Genomic DNA, 16569 nt, shown 5'->3' on the forward strand with positions numbered 1-16569 from the left:
GTTACGGCCCATCCCACGCCCCGGGATGGGCCGGAAGTGACCCCGCGTTGCTTTGGGGGTTAGTGCCCGGACGCGGCCAGTTCGGCCAGCAGTTCCGTCTTGCGTTCCTCGCTCGCGAAGGACGAGCGGATCGAGTTGGCCGCCATCCGCACGCAGTCGAACTCGGATAGGCCGATCACGGACTTCAGCTGCACGAAGTTGTCGTCCACGTACCCGCCGAAATACGCCGGATCGTCCGAGTTCACGCTCACGTTCAGCCCGGCCGCGAGCATCGCCGGCAGCGGGTGCTCCTTCAAGGTGTCCACTGCCCGGAGCCGGACGTTGGACAGCGGGCACACCGTCAGCGGCATAAGCTCCTGCACCAGCCGTTCCACCAGCTCCGGATCCTCCATGCAGCGGATGCCGTGGTCGATCCGCTCCACCTCCAGGAGGTCCAGCGCGTCGGTGATGTACGACGGCGGGCCCTCCTCGCCGGCGTGCGCGATCCGGTGCAGCCCGGCGTCCTTGGCCCGGGCGAACAGCCGCTGGAACTTCGCCGGCGGGTTGCCCACCTCGGCCGAGTCGAGGCCGATGCCCGCGATCGGCGCGTCCATGGCCAGCAGCTGTTCCAGCACCTCCAGCGCGGAGTCCTCGGACAGGTCCCGCAGGAATGCTGCGATGAGCAGGGTCGAGATGCCGAACTCCTCCCGGGAGTTCGCCAACACCGACGCCACGCCGTTCACGCAGGTCTCGAGCGCCACCCCGCGGGACACATGTGCCTGCGGATCCAGCATGATCTCGGCATGCCGCACCCCGGCGACCGCAGCCCGGGACAGGTACGCCCGGGTCATGTCCGCGAAGTCCTGCTCGGTCTGCAGCACGGCCATGTTGGCGTAATACAGGTCCAGGAACGACTGCAGGTCCGTGAACTCATAGCGGGAGCGCAGCTCGTCCAGGTCCGCATAGGGCAGCTGGATCCCGTTGCGTTCCGCGAGGGCGAAGATCAGCTCGGGCTCGAGGGTGCCCTCGATGTGCAGGTGGAGCTCCGCGACCGGCAGCGGACCGTGCACCTCCTCCGGGACCTCGGCGAATTCGGGAACCTCGGGGGTGGCGGGTGCTGTGCTGTCCGGTGCAGCGCCTTCGGGGGCGGCGGCGCCGTCGTTAGTTTCCATTCGGTAAGGATATGCCCGCGGGTGCCAGACCCGGATAGAGTCGATTGGATGCACAGTGATCAGCATGCTTCCGATTCCACCGGCCCGGCCGTCCCGGGGCTGGGCGCCGGCCACCCCACGGACGGCTTCGTCCGGGTCCGCGGCGCCCGGGAGAACAACCTGCGGAACGTGGACGTGGACGTGCCCCGCGACGCGATCGTCGCCTTCACCGGCGTCTCGGGCTCCGGCAAGTCCTCGCTGGCCTTCGGCACCATCTACGCCGAAGCGCAGCGCCGCTACTTCGAGTCCGTGGCGCCCTACGCCCGCCGGCTGATCCAGCAGGGCCACAACCCCAAAGTGGAAATGATCACCGGACTGCCGCCCGCCGTCGCACTTCAACAGCGCCGCGGCACCCCCAGCTCCCGCTCGACGGTGGGCACGGTCACCACGCTTTCCAACTCGCTGCGCATGCTCTTCTCCCGCGCCGGCAGCTACCCCGACGGCGCCAGCCCGCTCGATTCGGACGCGTTCTCCCCCAACACGGCCGCCGGCGCGTGCCCGGAGTGCCACGGCCTGGGCATCGCGCACACCGTCACCGAAGCCTCGCTGGTCCCGGACACGTCGCTGAGCATCCGCGACGGCGCGATCGCCGCGTGGCCGGGTGCCTGGCAGGGCAAGAACCTGCGCGACATCCTCACCCACTTGGGCCACGACGTCGACACCCCCTGGCGGAAGCTGCCCAAAAAGGACCGCGACTGGATCCTCTTCACCGAGGAACAGCCCGTGGTGGAAGTGACACCCCAGCGCGACCGGGTGGCCAAGCCATACAAGGGCCGGTTCTGGAGCGCCAAGAGCTACGTCCTGCATACGCTCGCCGATTCCAAGAGCACCACCATGCGCGACCGGGTGCTGCGCTTCATGGAAACGGGCCCGTGCCCGGTCTGTGGCGGCGCCGGCCTGACCCCCGCCGCGCTGGCTGTGACGTTCGCGGGCCGCACCATCGCGGAGCTCAACGCCGTGCCCATGAGCGAGCTTGCCGAAGTCATCCGCCCCACCGCCGAACTTAAGGAGGCAGGGACCGCCTCCCGCAAGCAAACCTCCGGCGAGGGCAACGAGGTGGCCGTCGCCATCACCCGGGACCTGCTCCAGCGGGTCACCGTGCTGCTGGACCTCGGCCTGGGCTACCTCGCGCTGGGCCGGTCCACGCCCACCCTTTCCCCCGGCGAGATGCAGCGGCTGCGGATCGCCACCCAGCTGCGGTCCGGGCTTTTCGGTGTGATCTACGTGCTGGACGAGCCCTCCGCCGGCCTGCACCCGGCCGACGCCGAGCCCCTCCTCGCGGTGCTGGACCAGCTCAAGTCCTCCGGCAACTCGGTGTTCGTGGTGGAGCACAACATGGACATCGTCCGGCGCGCCGACTGGCTCGTCGACGTCGGCCCGCGCGCCGGTGAGGGCGGCGGCGAGGTGCTCTACAGCGGCCCCGTCGCCGGGCTCGCCGAGGTGGACGCGTCCGTGACCCGGCCGTTCCTGTTCCCGAACGGGTCAGGTGCCGCGGACCCGGCCGCAGCGGCCGCTTCCCGGACCGCGGACCGTTCCGGTACAGCGGACGGTTCCGGAGCGGACGACGGCGGCAACGGTCACCGGCGCGGCTCGGCCGGTTCTTCTGCGGCCGGTACCCGGCGGGAGGCTGCCGGCTGGCTGGAACTGCGCGACATCAGCCGCCACAACCTGCGCGAACTCGACGCCGATTTCCCGCTGGGTGTGCTGACCGCCGTCACCGGCGTCTCCGGCTCCGGCAAGTCGACCCTGGTCAGCCAGGTGCTCGCCGAGGTGGTGGGCGCCCGGCTGCATCCCGACGTCGACGCCGCGGCGAAGGTAGCAGACGCGGAGACCGCCGACGCCGAGGCCGCCGGCCTGCCCAGCGCCCCGGTCAGCGTGGGCCCGGTCTCCGGGCTGGACCAGCTGGACCGGCTCGTCAAGGTGGACCAGAAGCCGATCGGCCGCACTCCGCGGTCCAACCTCGCCACGTACACCGGCCTGTTCGACGCGGTCCGCAAGGAATTCGCGGCCACGGACGAGGCCCGGGCCCGCGGGTTCGGCGCCGGCCGTTTCTCCTTCAACGTCGCGGGCGGCCGCTGCGAGATCTGCCAGGGCGAGGGCTTCGTCGCCGTCGAGCTCTTGTTCCTGCCCGGCAGCTACGGCCCCTGCCCGGAATGCCACGGCTCGCGCTACAACCCCGAAACGCTCGAGGTCACCTATCGCGGCAAGAACGTCGCGGAGGTCCTCGGCATGACGGTCAACGCCGCCGCCGAGTTCCTGGACGCGGTCCCTTCCGCCGCGCGCAGCCTGCAGACCCTCCGTGAGGTGGGCCTGGGCTACCTCCGGCTCGGCCAGCCGGCAACTGAACTCTCCGGCGGCGAAGCCCAGCGCATCAAGCTGGCCACGGAGCTGCAGCGCGCCCAGCGGGGGCACTCGCTGTACCTGCTGGATGAGCCCACCACGGGCCTGCACCCGGCCGACGTCGAACTCCTCATGGCGCAGCTGCACCGGCTGGTGGACGCGGGCAACACCGTGATCGTGGTGGAGCACGAGATGGACGTGGTGGCCGCGGCGGACTGGGTGATCGATCTCGGCCCTGCCGGGGGCGACGCCGGCGGCAAGATCATCGCGGTGGGGACGCCGGCCGCCGTCGCGCGTTCCAAGAAGAGCCGGACGGCGCCATACCTCGCCGCGGTCCTCGGCTGAGGCGGATCCGGGTGCCCCGGCAGAAAGACGACTGATTTTACCGGGAACGCCGCGGAAAATAACGTCTTGATAACGGCGGGGCCTTGTCTTAACCTTGGGACCATGCCCGGACACCGGGCATTGAGTGCCCGGTGCTGCCACCACCAGATACTGCCCGACCGGTAGACACCGTAATGACCTCTATTGTCAGGGGCGGGCAGTAGTGCGACAACGTCCGGGGACGGACCGAGCACCGGTGGCCCTCAGGAGCATCTGTCCCATGAAAAAATCAACCTACAGCACTGCCGCACGCCGCGGCGTCACTCTTGCGGTCGTCTCGATCGCGGGCGTCGCGTTGTCCGCCTCGGCTGCCAACGCAGCCGTTCCGGCTACAGCCCCCGCTTCCACGTGGGATTCGCTGGCCCAATGCGAAAGTGGCGGCAACTGGGGCATCAACACAGGAAACGGTTTTAGCGGCGGGCTGCAGTTCACCCCCAGCACCTGGGCCGCGTACGGCGGAACGGGGTCTGCTGCCAACGCCAGCCGTGAACAGCAGATCGCTGTTGCCGAAAGGGTGCAGGCAGGCCAGGGCTGGGGAGCGTGGCCGGCCTGCGCCGCGAAGCTGGGCCTGAGCGGCGGCACGATAGCTCCGCAGAGCTCGTCGAAGTCAGTGGCGCCGGCCAAGGTGCCCGCCAAGGCACCCGCACGGACCGTCGCCCCCAAGGCGGCTCCCAAGACCGTGGCACCCAAGGCAGTCCCGAAGGTTGCCGCTACTAAGGCGGCGCCTCAGGTCGCGGCCACTAAGGCCGCAGCACCGCGCCACGCGGCGGCCGTCGCCCTGAGCGGCAAGACCTACACCATCCAGAGCGGCGACACCTTGAGCAAGGTCGCCGAGCAGCTCAACATCGCCGGCGGCTGGCAGTTGCTGGCCGACGCCAACGCCAACACGATCGGCAATCCTGATCTGGTGTTCCCGGGCCAGGTGCTGCAGCTGCCGGCCTGATCGGCCCGGCTGGGCTGATCGGCTGGCTCGCTTGGTCGGCTCGCAGCAGGCGGTTAAACCACGACGCCGGAGCGTTCCCTCAGGGGGACCCTCCGGCGTCGTGCTGTGTTGTGTTGTTGTGCAGTATTGCGTTAAGCCCTGACCTAGGCGGCGATCGGAATCTCCCGCACGATCCGCACTTTCCAGGCAGTGTCGTCGCTGGTGTCCAGCAGGGCCACGGTGCCCATGGCCAGGTGCAGGGCGACGCGCTTGGCGGCGAGGAGTTCGAGGTAGAGGTTCTCGTTCATTCGCGCCGGAGCGTCGATGACGTACTTCACGGCGTCGCGGACCTTCCGGTAGTTGTCGCTCTTCTCGCGGTGGAGGTGCAGTTCCAGCATCTGCCGCTGCTTGATCTTCGGCTCGTGGCGGTTCAGCCACGACACCGCAGCGTGGACCGCCACGACGACGGTCAACGAGACCACATAAACCTCCCAGCCGCTGGAGAGCAGGAAAAGGGGAAGGTTGGCGATCGCCACCACCGCGATGAACAAGCGGAGTGCCAGGAGGCGCCGCATGGTCAGCGCGACAGACGCCATCGCCGTCCGGAAGCCGTTCTGCTCAGAACGGGCCGCGGCCGGATCAATGGTGAACTCTTCCAGGACGAGGATCCCGTGTGCTTCCGGGCCCAACATTCGTCCGTACTTGGGCAGGCTTGCGGGCGCGGGCGGCGCCTCAGATGCAGTTACTGAAATATTCGACATAGGCGTGTCTTCCGTGCGCGCGGTGGTGTTTATGCTAGTTTACGCGCCGATCGCGGGGGCTGTCTGTCCCATTCCAAAATGTGAACACGCTCACCCGCGGCCTCCCGCAATTGGTGCATTGGCTCCGTGGCCTCAAACTGGAGAGATGCAGACTTTTCTCCCCTTCCCTGATTTCCAGCAGAGCGCCGCGGCCTTGGACCGAGCGCGGCTCGGCAAGCAGCGCGTTGAAGCGCTGCAGACCCTGCGTGCGCTGGTGATCCCCGAGTACGGGTGGCAGTCACACCCGGCCATCCGGATGTGGATGGGGTATGTTCCCGCGCTGACAATGTACGGCCTCGCTATGGTCGACGAGTGGACGGCCCGCGGCGGCGAGGACACCACCCGCGAGAAGATCATGGAATTCGCGCCCCAGGCCGCACACCCCGACTATGCAGCGAAGATCCCGATGCCGCCCTGGCTCGGCGCCCCCGAGTTGCACCTCAGCCACCGCTCCCGGCTGATCGCCAAGGACCCGCGGTTCTACACGGAACTTTTCCCTGATACCGATCCTGACCTGGAGTACGTCTGGCCCGAGCCCAGGCATGAGCTGGTCCCCGAGGACCCTGCCGGTGACCGCATGTGGGTCCTCCGCCTCCCGCTCGGCGACACCAAGCCGGACAAGCTGGACACCGTCAGCCTGCCGCCCGTAGGCAAGGCCAAAGCCGCCCCCGCGGGCGAAGACGATTACCAGTTCGTGTACGCCGACTCCGGTTCCCGCCGGCCCAAGGTGCGCAAGCTCCCGCCCAAGCAGCTCGTCAAGAAGCCCACGCGCAAGCGCCAGCACCAGGAAGATGCCTTCACCACGCTTCCGGGCAACTCGACGATTGCCGTTCCGTTCGACGGCGGCGCGTCTTTCGCCGTCGGCAAGGTCCTGGGCCGTCCGATCACCGTGGAAGGCCGCTTCGCACGCAACTTCAAGGTGGACGAGATCCTGAGCCGCTCGGACTTTGACTACCCTGCGCTACTGCAGGATCCGCGCGTCTTCTTCCCGATCCCGGCGCAGTAGGGACGCGTTCGACGGCAGGCGGGCCAAGTAGCCCGACGTCGGCCGCCGCCGTTGGTGTTCGGCGGCGAAAGGCTGTCGGGACAAAAGGCGGCCTATCTGCAGACGTAAGTCTTTTCCCACTCGGCCCCTGTCCAGCTGCCCACCCKGGCTTTGATGACAAGCGTGTATGTTCCGCCCGTTGCCGACGTCCTGCTGATGGCAAAACCGCCGGGGACCACAGACTTGCTCGTGGTGCTGCCATCGGGCGCCGTCAGGGTTGCGATATACGAAGTTGCCTTGCTGACCGCCGCGAAGCTGGTGATGTTGACGGTGATGCCACGAGGGCTGTTGTTACATGTACGGTTGCCGTTCGCCGTCGTAGGCGCCGGGATGGAATACGTCCCGACGGCCAGCGTGCCGCCGGTTTTTGCTGTGAAGGTTGCGTAGGCAAGCCCGGGAGCGCCCAGTACTATCGCCACGGCCACCGGCACGGCCAGCAGACGGCGCAGTCGCACCAGCCACGCGGACGAGAACCGCGGGGCTGCTGAAGCTGAAGTGGGCTGGACGACGTTCACTGCGGACTTTCTCTCTGGCGGCTGACTTCCTAGCTATAACTCTGACAGCCCAGCCTCAAGTCGAAGCGGGGCTCAAGTTCAACATTTGCTCAAGAACAAACCGTGTTAGCCTGAAACCGCTGTGACACGTGGGGTTTGTGTGACTTGAGTTCTCTTCAGAAGCTGGGTTCATGTTTGATTCACCGGGACAACTGCGAGCTGTAGTCGTCGACGACGACAGTGACGTCCGCCTGCTTATTCGCCGGACGCTGGAAATGCAGGGCTTCGCCGTCACCGAGGCCACCACCGGGACCGAGGCACTCCTGGTCATCAATGAACAGCGGCCGGACGTCGTAACCCTGGACCTGAACCTTCCCGATTTGGACGGCGTGGAAGTGTGCCGCCGGCTCCGGAAGTTCTCCGACGCCTACGTCTTTATGATCACGGCCCGGGTGGACGAGATCGACGAGCTGATCGGCCTGGAAACCGGCGCCGACGACTTCATTGGAAAGCCGTTCAGCCCCCGCACCGTCCAGGCCCGGGTGGCTGCCGTGCTCCGCCGTCACCGTCCCACGCCGCAACGCCCGACTCCCCAGCGCCGTGCCAGTGACTTCCTGCCTCCCGGGGCCACCGACCACCGCTCCACCACCCGCTCCGGCTCAGGCGCGGAGGACCGCAGAGTCCCGCAACGCAGGGCCTCCGACGTCGGACCAGTTCCGGCGGAATCCTCGCCAGCCGATTCGGTAGGCGCAGCCGGAGCCGATCGACGTGCCCCTGAGACTTCCCGCGCTGCGGATCCGTCCCGCAGTCCAGAGTCCGCCGACGTCCTCCGACACGGGCCCCTCGTCGTCGAACCCGAGGGCCGGACTGCCTCCCTGGACGGCGTCGAACTGGTTTTGACCCGCACGGAATTTGACCTGCTGGAATCGTTGACCGGCGCACCGCGCCGGGTGTGGACCCGCAAAGCCCTCCTGACCAAGGTCTGGGGCAATGAATGGGCCATGGACGAACACCTCGTTGAAGTCCATATCGGCAACCTGCGCAGGAAGCTTGGCGACAAGGGCCGGGAACCGCGGTTCATCCGCACCGTCCGCGGCGTCGGGTATCGAATGGCTCCAGCGGAAGAGGTGGGGTAGCTGTCCCCGGCATCGCCAGCCCGCTCCGCGGCCCCTGGCTCCTCAGCCACTGACGTGAGCCGGGATTCCCAGCTCCTGGAATACGGACTGCCACACCTCGAACCCCTCACAGTCCAGACCGGACCGGGGACACCCGATACGCTGGGCCAGCTCCAGAAACTGCTGGTTCTTGCCACCAGTTCAACCGGCATCCCGTTTGGCGCGGTCAACATCATTACCGCTGACAGGCAGCACCACGTTGCGGCATTGGGGATCGACCCGGGCGTCTGTTCCCTCGAGGATTCGATGTGCGCCAGCGTCTTCCTCCGCGGCGAGACCACTGTTGTTCCCGACGCGTCCCGGGACCCGCTGTTCCGGGACCACCCCTTTGTCACAGGAGACGTCGCGTCTATCCGGTTCTACGCTTCGGTCCCGCTCACCACGGCTGCGGGATTCGTCCTGGGTTCGCTGTGCGTCTTTTCGCCCGAGCCCGCCCGACTCTCCCCAGACCAAAAAACGGCGCTGGAAATCATCGCCTCGCAGGTGGTTGAGGTGTTCGAACTCCAGCACCACGCCCGCATGCTCGCCAGAAGCCTGGATGAGGCACGGAACAGCAACGCGCTGCTCGAATCGTTCGCCGGACGCATCAGTCATGATCTGCGAACTCCGCTGACCAGCGTCATCGGCTTCAGCGAGCTCGGTGAGATGAGAAACCCGGCGGAGGCCGAAGACTTCCGGATTATTGGCAGGACTTCGCGCCGGATGCTGGCCATGGTGGACGACATTTTGTCCTTCTCCCGGATCGGCGGCGTGCTCCGGCCCTGCCAGGTGTCTCTCTCCGCTTTGGTCCAGGAAGTTGAAGAGGACCTGGCTTTCGGCTTCAAGGAGTCCGGGGCGGAAATCAGGGTTTCCGACGCCGCCCTGCACGCGGACGCCGAACAATTGCGCATTCTCCTGCAGAACCTCATCCAGAATGCCGTGGCCTACCGTCGGCTGGACGTCCCTCCGAGAATTCAGGTCACGGCCGAGGCTGTTCCTGATGGCGTGGCCGTCCACGTGCGGGACAACGGCAAGGGCATACCCGCTGGGGAACGGATCAACGTCACTGATCCCCTTGTCCGGTTGCACCGCGCTGACGACCCTCCCGGCTTCGGGCTGGGGCTGGCAACCTGCGTGCGGATTGCCCAGGCCCATGGAGGACGGCTGGAGATCGGCTCGGCCCCCGGCGGCGGAACCACCGTCTCGGTAATTCTCCCTGCGTTGGCGCTTCCCGGCTCTGCGCCGACTACAGCTACGGCCGACGCCGGCTAAGACTCCGGGTGTGTCCTCGCTGGTGCGGGGCCGGAGGATCCAAGGAGCGCATCCAGGTGGCGGGCGAAGTCGGCCGCATTGGAATCGAGTCCCCCGGCAGCAGCCAGGGCCGCTTCGAGGTTACCGGCGCGAATGCACTGTTCGACCGCGCGGCTTTGGGTTTCGAGTTGAACCGCACCGGCCATCGCCGCAGATGTCGCGACACTGCGGATCGCGGCCAGGGCGCCATCGCTCTTGCCCTCAATCAGGTTTTGGTGAATGCGCGTGAGCTTGTCCGGCAGGTGTGAGACGAACCGGCAGACGAAACCCACGGCATATGACCTCGAATCCAGCTCGACGGCAAGGCGGTCGAGCTGGCTGGTGTCCAGGACCATTCCGTTGCGGTAGCTCATGCCCGGCCCACGCCCGCGGCCTCCTGATTTTCCGGCAGGGCCTGCTGAGCAGGCTTCCGCCAGATCGATGTCAGCAGCACTACGACAAGCAAGGCGGGCGCCCCATAGAGGAGTACAGACTGCACCAGCGGCTGGCGGAGCGCCCGGATGCCGTCGCCGAGGTAAGGGACGACGCCTGCTGTGGTGTACACATAGTCCTCGGACAGCACAGCCGTCCACGGGTCGGCCCCGGGGTTCGCGTCACCCTTCGTGGTGACGGACGTCGTGCCGGCACGGTTGATGCTTGTCACCCGGTGGGTCTCAATCCGGCGATCGTCAACCGGAATGCTGTAGGTGATGATGTCGCCGACCTTCAGCTCGGAAACCGGAGTCCGCACGCTGACCACAACATCGCCCGGGTTGATCCCGGGCGACATGCTCCCGGTGAGCATGGTGGACGTCTGGTAGTTCAGGAACCGCGGCCCGACGGCGAGAAAAAGAAACAGCAGGGCGGCGATGACCAAGACGATCGTGAAAACCGCCCGTCCCGCCGCGACAACGGCCTTCGACGCCGGGCGCTGTTCGGTTGCCGATGATGTCGTGGCACGCCGCCGCCCGTGAGGAGCGCGAGGGCTGCTGGCTGCCGCCGATTCGTGAGCCTTAAGGTGATTCATGGTGCTCACGGGCGTTCCTCCTGCCGGGGTGGATACTGCGGAAATGGAAGGAATCCGGTCCGGCTGCTCTCGGGCCGGACCGGATTCCAGTCGGAGCAGCCTACTTGCTGGTCGCTCCGCGGAATGTTGCGTCGAAGCTGAACTTGATGGAGCTGTTCTTGCCCTGGAAAGTGTTGTCCGCTGCCGTCGGAACGGACATCGTGACGCGCAGGAAGTCGGTGCTGCCTGCCGTCAGGGACTTCAGGGTATTCGGCAGCGCGTAGACGCCGACCACCCGGCGTGAGGACAGAACGGTGGTCGGAGCACCTGATGAACACGTGTAGGTGAACGCCGGAGCCGTGCCGGCTTCAGTCCAGGCAACAGGGCAGCTATCAACTTGCAGCTGGAGCCCGTTGGTCGCGTCCGTGTCCAGAACTGACGACGTTGTGGCGGAAGTCGTGAGAGTAAGGCCGGTCAGGTTCTGGTCGCCATTGTTGAACAAGGTGACCGCGCGCTGCATAGTATCGCCCGGAATGGCGCCCGTGGCCGCCACGTTGAGTCGGTCGCTGGCACCACCGACCAAGTTCACCGTCGCAGAGTTGACCGCGGTAGAGGCCGAGGTGCTGGCGGTGAAGCCACCGTAGGTGCCCATTCCGGCCACGCCGGCAGCAGCGGCGAGGAGTGCGGCGGAGGCGAGGACTTTGCTGGACGTGGACTTGAGGTTGAGACCCATCGGATATCCGTTTCGTGGAGCCGGGCCGTGAGCACCGGACTAAGTGATTGTTGTAGCCGGCCCCCAAAGGCTGACAAGAACAACGATCCCCGGTTCCTTTCAAGGCAAGGCCTTTGTGGAAGACAAGATCACTTCAAGATTTCCTCAAGCCGACTCATTGTGGCCTTCGGCGTGATGGTTGTAAACGACCGACGTTGGCCCATCAACGCGAAGCCAATTTAGCCTTGCCAACCTACCTACTTAGTGACACTATCTATCCGTGGACGACATCGACTTTGAGCATGAGCTGACCCGCGCTGCGCTTCCGCAGGCGGTGCTCGCTGTGCTCAGCCATGGCGAAAGCCATGGGTACGCCATCGCCGAGGTCCTCCGGCAGCACGGTTTCACCCGCATCAAGGGCGGGACTCTGTACCCCCTCCTGAAGAGACTTGAAGATCAGGGCTTCGTTGAGCACACGTGGGTGCACGAGCAGGCAGGTCCGGGCCGCAAGCAGTTCACACTCACCGGGCAAGGCCGCAACGAGCTGGAGCGCTCGGCAGCAGCCTGGCACCGAATGAGCCGGGCCCTCAACCACATCCGCACCATCCGACAGGAACAATCATGAGCTACGAGCGACGCCTGGCCTTCAATCTCAGAATCCGCGGGTTGGCCGAACCCGAGATCGCCGAAGTTATTGGTGAGGTGCGGGCGCATCAGGTCGCCGCAGGAACTCCAGCGGAGGCTGAATTCGGCACAGCCGCGGAGTATGCGAAGCAGTTCCCCAAGATGAAGAGACGGTCGCGGGGACAAACCATCGTGACGATCGGGACGGTATTGGCGATCGCCTACGTACTTTTCGCAGTCCTCCTCACGGTCCTCTTCAGAGTCGACATTCGCGAGTACGTCGGTCCGATCACCCTCCAGCCGGGGCTCGCGCTGATCGTGGCTGGTTTCCTGGCCGGGTTCCTGACCGACTACTTCCAGCCCGTGCAGAACTCACGCGCCTCACGCTGAGGTTCCCTCAGTGGGCAGCTGGCAACGCCAGCCGGGGCTGCTGATTGCGTGCCAGTCTTCCGATCACGGACCCGGAGGGGCTCCCGGAGCGTGGCAGGGCCGCGATTGCTGGCAGACTGGACCTATGACTGTACTCATGGCCGGTTGCGGCGATCTGGGCACCGAGGCCGGGCTGCGGTTCGCCGCGGACGGACACCGTGTGGTGGGCTGGCGGCGTTCGCCGGAGAAACTTCCGGCCGCTATCGAAGGCGCAGCGGCTGACCTGGGTTCCGGGGAACTGCCGGCCATCCCGGCGGACACCGCCGTCGTCGTCGTCGCGATCGCGGCGGACTCGCCGACGGAAGCTGCATACCGGACGGCGTATGTGGACGGGCTGTCGAATGTGCTGGACGCCGTCCTGGGCTCGAGTGCGCCGGTGCGGCGGGTGCTCTTTGTCTCCTCCACCGCGGTGTACGGCGACGCCGGCGGTGGATGGATCGATGAAAGCACGACGCCGGAGCCCGGCGGGTTCTCCGGCCGCATCATCCGCGAGGCCGAGGAACTGCTCTTCAGCCGGCTGGGCGGCACCGGGATCACGCCGGTGGTCCTGCGGCTCGGGGGCATCTATGGCCCGGGCCGGACCCGGCTCATTGACCAGGTGCGCGGCGGAACAGCGGTGGTTCCCGCGGAGCCGCGCTTCACGAACCGCATCCACCGCGACGACGCCGCAGCGGCGATCGTCCACTTGTGCGCCATGGACCCCAGCCCTGCACCGGTGTATCTGGGCGTGGACACCGAACCTGCCGAGCTTGGCGAGGTGCTGCGCTTCCTGGCCGCCGAGCTGGGACTCCCCCAGCCGCCGTCGGATGCGTCTGACGGCGGCGGCGAGCCGTCCCGCGGCGGCAACAAACGGTGCAGCAACGCACTGCTGCGGAGCACCGGATTCGAGTTCGTATACCCGAGTTTTCGGGAAGGTTACCGGGACATCCTGGCCGGCGTAGGCGTACGGTACCCCTAAGGCTTCCCCGTTCGAGCCACCAGCAAGCTTTCCAGTGAGGGACTATGGAACTTCCGGAGATCATCGAAGCCGCCGGCCGGTACATGGACGTGGCCGGCGTGGCCATCATGGTGATCGGCGCCGTCGTGTCCATCCCGCTGGCGCTGCGGGGATTCCAGCCGCGGGGCCAGACGCCGGGCGCCGAACCGTTCTCCGTCTACCGCTCCTACCGGCAACTCCTGGGCCGCTCCATCCTGCTCGGGCTGGAACTGCTCGTGGCGGCCGACATCATCCGCACGGTCGCCGTCGCACCCACCTATGAAAGTGTGGGCGTGCTCGCCATCATTGTGCTGATCCGGACGTTCCTGAGCTTCTCCCTCGAGCTGGAAATCACCGGCCGCTGGCCGTGGCAGAAGGAACCCGACGGGTCCCCGGCTGCTGCGCGGGTGGGCTGAACGCCGCCTGACCTCCTAGTGGACCGTGCTATGGATCCCGACCCCTGGCCCAGGGCCCCGCAACTTCCGGCCCCGATCATCATGGATCAGCGCTGGACGGACGCGGTCTTCCTCCACTGGCGCATTCCTGAGTCTGTTGCCGGCTCGTTTATGCCTCCCGGCGTGGTTCCGGACAACTTCGACGGATCCGCGTGGGTGGGGCTGATCGGCTTCCGCATGCAGGGCGCCGGACTGGGCCGCGGGCCCGGAATTCCGTATTTCGGGAGTTTCACGGAGATCAACGTGCGCCTCTACTCCCGGGAGCCCGACGGCACCCGGGGCGTGGTTTTCCTCAGCCTCGATGCGTCGCGGCTCGCTGTAGTGCTGGCTGCGCGGGCGGCCGGGATTCCTTATGTGTGGTCGCGGGCGGGGTTCCGCGGGGCGGGGGTTTTAGACCCTGTGGCGGCTGTGGATGGCGGGGGTCCGGCGGCAGGCCCCCAAGCTGGGTACCGGGTGCGGCGCTTGCGTGGCGGGGCCCAGAGCAACTTTGCGGTGGCGCCGGAGTTCGACGTCGGAGCAACCGACCCGCTGTCCCTCCACCTCACTGCCCGGTTCGGCCTGCACACCCGGTTCCGCGGGAGGACCCTGTACGTTCCCAACACGCACACGGCGTGGCCGCTGTACCGGGCGCACCTGATTTCTTGTGAGGACCAGCTGGTTGCAGCGTCCGGCATCGACGTCGAGGGACCGCCCGAATCTGTCCTCTTCTCCCCCGGCGTCCGCACCCAGTTCGGCCGCCCGCGAGTCCTCAGCGGGCGGGCCGGACCCAGGTTAGCGGCGCCATCTGGCAGGCCGGACCCGGGTTAGCGGCATCATCTGGCGGGCCGGGTCCCGGGTTAACGGCATCATCTGGCTGAAATTTGTGCACTGCTTCTGGCCGCCCTATTTCTGTCGGTGGTCTCTGGTGCACTGGGTTTATGGAAGCCGCCAAGGATTCATCACCGTTGAGGATCCGGTCTGGGGCAGCGCTCCGGACGGGCACTTCGGTGCGGACGGTCCGGTGCCGCTGGTAGAACTCCGGTCCTTCCAGGGCGGGTTGCCGGGGTCGCGAAAATTGTCGGTGCTCGCTGATGGAATGGTTCCATGAAAGCCGCCAAGGATTTCATCACCGTCGAGGATCCTGCCCGGGGAACGACTCCGGCCGGGCACTCCGGTGAGGGCCGCGTTGAGGACGTGGGCGGCCAGCCCGGCGCGGACAGCGCAGACAGCGTGGACGTGATGTTCGGGGTAGACGGCGCATTGGCGGCTCTGCGGGGCGTGGGTGCGACCGCGATCGGGGACTCTGCGTTGTGGGGGTTCCGGGAGGCGTCGGACTTCGCGGGGCAGGTCGAGGAGCTCTCGCGGACCGTCGAGTATCTCCAGCTCGTCGGGGCCGCCGCCGTGGACCGGACCAGGAAACAGTCTGCAGCCGCCGCCGCGAAGACCACGACGGCGTGGACCACCGGTTGGCGCGATGACGGCACCTACGGAACCCCTGCCACGCCGGATAGCTCAGATTGCGGCTCCGATGCGGTGGCCGATGCCCCTGCCATGGGGGCGCCCCGCGGCACCGCGGGTATCGCGGTCACCGACGTTTCTTCGGGTTCGGCGGCCGCGAGGGATGGCACGGCGGGTTGCACGGGGGCGGCGGTGCCGTCAGGTTTGGTGGGCGCGGTGAAGGACTCGGTTGCTGTGGATGACGGTTACCGGAACACGGCGGAGTTTCTGCGGGCGCGGCTGAGGATCAGCGCCGCGGAGTCCCGCCGCCGGCTCTGTCTCGGCGAGGCCCTCCTGCCGCGGCAGGGATTCGCCGGGGAACTCTTGCCACCCGTCCACGCGGAACTCGGGTCCGCTGTCGCCTCCGGTGAGGTCGCGTCCCGGGCCGCGACCATCATCAGCCTGGCCCTAGGCCGGGTCCGGCACGTCTGTGACGCCGAGGCCGCCGCCCGGATGGAGCACGCCCTGACCCGCACCGCGGCCGAGAACGACCCGGACTTCCTCTCCCGCATGGCCCGGTCCTGGGTTGACGCGCTGGACCAGGACGGCACTGAGCCCTCGGAGGAACTCCTGCGCCAGCTGCAGGGTGCATTCATCCGCAAACCCCGCCACGGACTCCAGCACCTGGAGATCTTCGCGACCGCCGAACAGTTCGAACACCTCCTCACCGTCATGAACACCGCCACCAACCCCCGGCCCGCCGGCCCGGATCTCATCGGCGGCCCCGAGACCGCCGCGGGTAACGCGGCAGCCGACGCCCCGTGCACTGGCGTCACGGGCGCCGGGACCTTCGCTGCAAGCTCCGCCGCCACCGGCAGCTCTTCGACGTCGGCCGACGCCACGAATATCGGCGGTAATCCCGGCCTTGACGTCCCCCTCGACCTCCGATCCCGCCCGCAGAAACTCCTCGACGGCCTGGTCGGCGCCTGTAAAGTCGCCCTCGCCGCCGGCACCCTCCCGACCGCGGGAGGACTCCGCCCTCAGGTCATGGTCACCATCGACTACCGCGCGCTCTTCGACCGGCTCGGAAACATTGACGGTGTGGGCGGTCAGCCCGGCGGGAACGGACAGAGCACGGACACTTACACCGGCACCGGCAGTTCCTTCCGCCCGGGCACAACTAAGGCGCACACCGGAACCCTGCTCTTCACCGGGCCCGTCACCGCCTCCACCGCCCGGAAAATCGCCTGCGACGCGGACATCATCCCCGTCCTCCTCGGCGGCGAAGGACGGATCCTGGACATCGGCCGCGCCTCCCGGGTCTTCCCGCCC

17 protein-coding genes are annotated in these 16569 nt (G+C 67.1%); 11 read left to right on the top strand and 6 right to left on the bottom strand.

The features are described from left to right. Positions 1-59: 59 nt before the first annotated feature. A complete protein-coding gene (locus AB4Y67_RS18540) occupies positions 60-1151 on the bottom strand; it encodes an adenosine deaminase (RefSeq protein WP_441407226.1) in 1092 nt (363 codons plus the stop codon). A 48-nt stretch (positions 1152-1199) separates the two neighbouring features. Here AB4Y67_RS18540 and AB4Y67_RS18545 point away from each other — a divergent pair, with 48 nt between their 5' ends. Together AB4Y67_RS18545 and AB4Y67_RS18550 are read left to right on the top strand one after the other, a co-directional pair. After that, positions 1200-3875 carry an ABC transporter gene (locus AB4Y67_RS18545; RefSeq protein WP_441407227.1) on the top strand — a complete coding sequence of 892 codons (2676 nt, stop codon included), beginning with the start codon at positions 1200-1202 and terminating at the stop codon, positions 3873-3875. A 259-nt stretch (positions 3876-4134) separates the two neighbouring features. Next, a complete protein-coding gene (locus tag AB4Y67_RS18550; RefSeq protein ID WP_441407228.1) occupies positions 4135-4857 on the top strand; it encodes a transglycosylase family protein in 723 nt (240 codons plus the stop codon). Positions 4858-5000: 143 nt separating this feature from the next. Here the strand turns inward: AB4Y67_RS18550 and AB4Y67_RS18555 are convergent, their stop codons facing one another. After that, a complete protein-coding gene (locus AB4Y67_RS18555) occupies positions 5001-5528 on the bottom strand; it encodes a hypothetical protein (protein ID WP_441407229.1) in 528 nt (175 codons plus the stop codon). A gap of 214 nt (positions 5529-5742) precedes the next feature. On the opposite strand from AB4Y67_RS18555, the gene AB4Y67_RS18560 reads away from it, so the two are divergent. Continuing rightward, on the top strand, positions 5743-6642 hold the full coding sequence (locus tag AB4Y67_RS18560) for an MSMEG_6728 family protein (RefSeq protein WP_441407230.1): 900 nt from the start codon (positions 5743-5745) through the stop codon (positions 6640-6642). Between the two features lie 92 nt (positions 6643-6734). Here the strand turns inward: AB4Y67_RS18560 and AB4Y67_RS18565 are convergent, their stop codons facing one another. Further along, positions 6735-7196 carry a hypothetical protein gene (locus AB4Y67_RS18565; RefSeq protein WP_441407231.1) on the bottom strand — a complete coding sequence of 154 codons (462 nt, stop codon included), beginning with the start codon at positions 7194-7196 and terminating at the stop codon, positions 6735-6737. 170 nt (positions 7197-7366) lie between these two features. On the opposite strand from AB4Y67_RS18565, the gene AB4Y67_RS18570 reads away from it, so the two are divergent. Together AB4Y67_RS18570 and AB4Y67_RS18575 are read left to right on the top strand one after the other, a co-directional pair. Then, positions 7367-8311: a response regulator transcription factor gene (locus tag AB4Y67_RS18570; protein ID WP_441407232.1), complete on the top strand. Its 945-nt coding sequence runs from the start codon at positions 7367-7369 to the stop codon at positions 8309-8311. Positions 8312-8365: 54 nt separating this feature from the next. After that, on the top strand, positions 8366-9601 hold the full coding sequence (locus AB4Y67_RS18575; RefSeq protein WP_441407233.1) for a GAF domain-containing sensor histidine kinase: 1236 nt from the start codon (positions 8366-8368) through the stop codon (positions 9599-9601). On the opposite strand, the gene AB4Y67_RS18580 is transcribed toward AB4Y67_RS18575, so the two are convergent. From AB4Y67_RS18580 to AB4Y67_RS18590, 3 genes are all read right to left on the bottom strand, one after another. Continuing rightward, positions 9598-9993 carry a hypothetical protein gene (locus tag AB4Y67_RS18580; RefSeq protein WP_441407234.1) on the bottom strand — a complete coding sequence of 132 codons (396 nt, stop codon included), beginning with the start codon at positions 9991-9993 and terminating at the stop codon, positions 9598-9600. The genes AB4Y67_RS18575 and AB4Y67_RS18580 overlap by 4 nt on opposite strands. Further along, positions 9990-10646, bottom strand: a complete 657-nt coding sequence (locus tag AB4Y67_RS18585; RefSeq protein WP_441407242.1) for a signal peptidase I — start codon at positions 10644-10646, stop codon at positions 9990-9992. The genes AB4Y67_RS18580 and AB4Y67_RS18585 overlap by 4 nt, the downstream gene beginning before the upstream one ends. A 100-nt stretch (positions 10647-10746) precedes the next feature. Further along, complete coding sequence (locus tag AB4Y67_RS18590; protein ID WP_441407235.1) at positions 10747-11358, bottom strand: TasA family protein; 612 nt, start codon at positions 11356-11358, stop codon at positions 10747-10749. A gap of 259 nt (positions 11359-11617) precedes the next feature. On the opposite strand from AB4Y67_RS18590, the gene AB4Y67_RS18595 reads away from it, so the two are divergent. The 6 genes from AB4Y67_RS18595 to AB4Y67_RS18620 all read left to right on the top strand — a co-directional run. Then, a complete protein-coding gene (locus AB4Y67_RS18595; protein ID WP_441407236.1) occupies positions 11618-11962 on the top strand; it encodes a PadR family transcriptional regulator in 345 nt (114 codons plus the stop codon). Beyond that, positions 11959-12351: a hypothetical protein gene (locus AB4Y67_RS18600; RefSeq protein ID WP_441407237.1), complete on the top strand. Its 393-nt coding sequence runs from the start codon at positions 11959-11961 to the stop codon at positions 12349-12351. Before AB4Y67_RS18595 ends, AB4Y67_RS18600 begins: the two co-directional genes overlap by 4 nt. Positions 12352-12475: 124 nt before the next feature. Further along, the gene (locus tag AB4Y67_RS18605) at positions 12476-13348 is read left to right on the top strand and encodes an SDR family oxidoreductase (RefSeq protein ID WP_441407238.1); all 873 of its coding nucleotides are present in this window, start codon (positions 12476-12478) and stop codon (positions 13346-13348) included. A gap of 44 nt (positions 13349-13392) precedes the next feature. Then, positions 13393-13782 carry a DUF1622 domain-containing protein gene (locus AB4Y67_RS18610; RefSeq protein WP_441407239.1) on the top strand — a complete coding sequence of 130 codons (390 nt, stop codon included), beginning with the start codon at positions 13393-13395 and terminating at the stop codon, positions 13780-13782. Between the two features lie 30 nt (positions 13783-13812). After that, on the top strand, positions 13813-14628 hold the full coding sequence (locus AB4Y67_RS18615; protein WP_441407240.1) for a YqjF family protein: 816 nt from the start codon (positions 13813-13815) through the stop codon (positions 14626-14628). 276 nt (positions 14629-14904) lie between these two features. Beyond that, positions 14905-16569 (top strand): DUF222 domain-containing protein (locus AB4Y67_RS18620; RefSeq protein ID WP_441407241.1); only part of this gene is annotated, 1665 nt, incomplete at its 3' end.

This window comes from Arthrobacter sp. YAF17, from assembly GCF_052113365.1.
Lineage (GTDB): Bacteria > Actinomycetota > Actinomycetes > Actinomycetales > Micrococcaceae > Arthrobacter.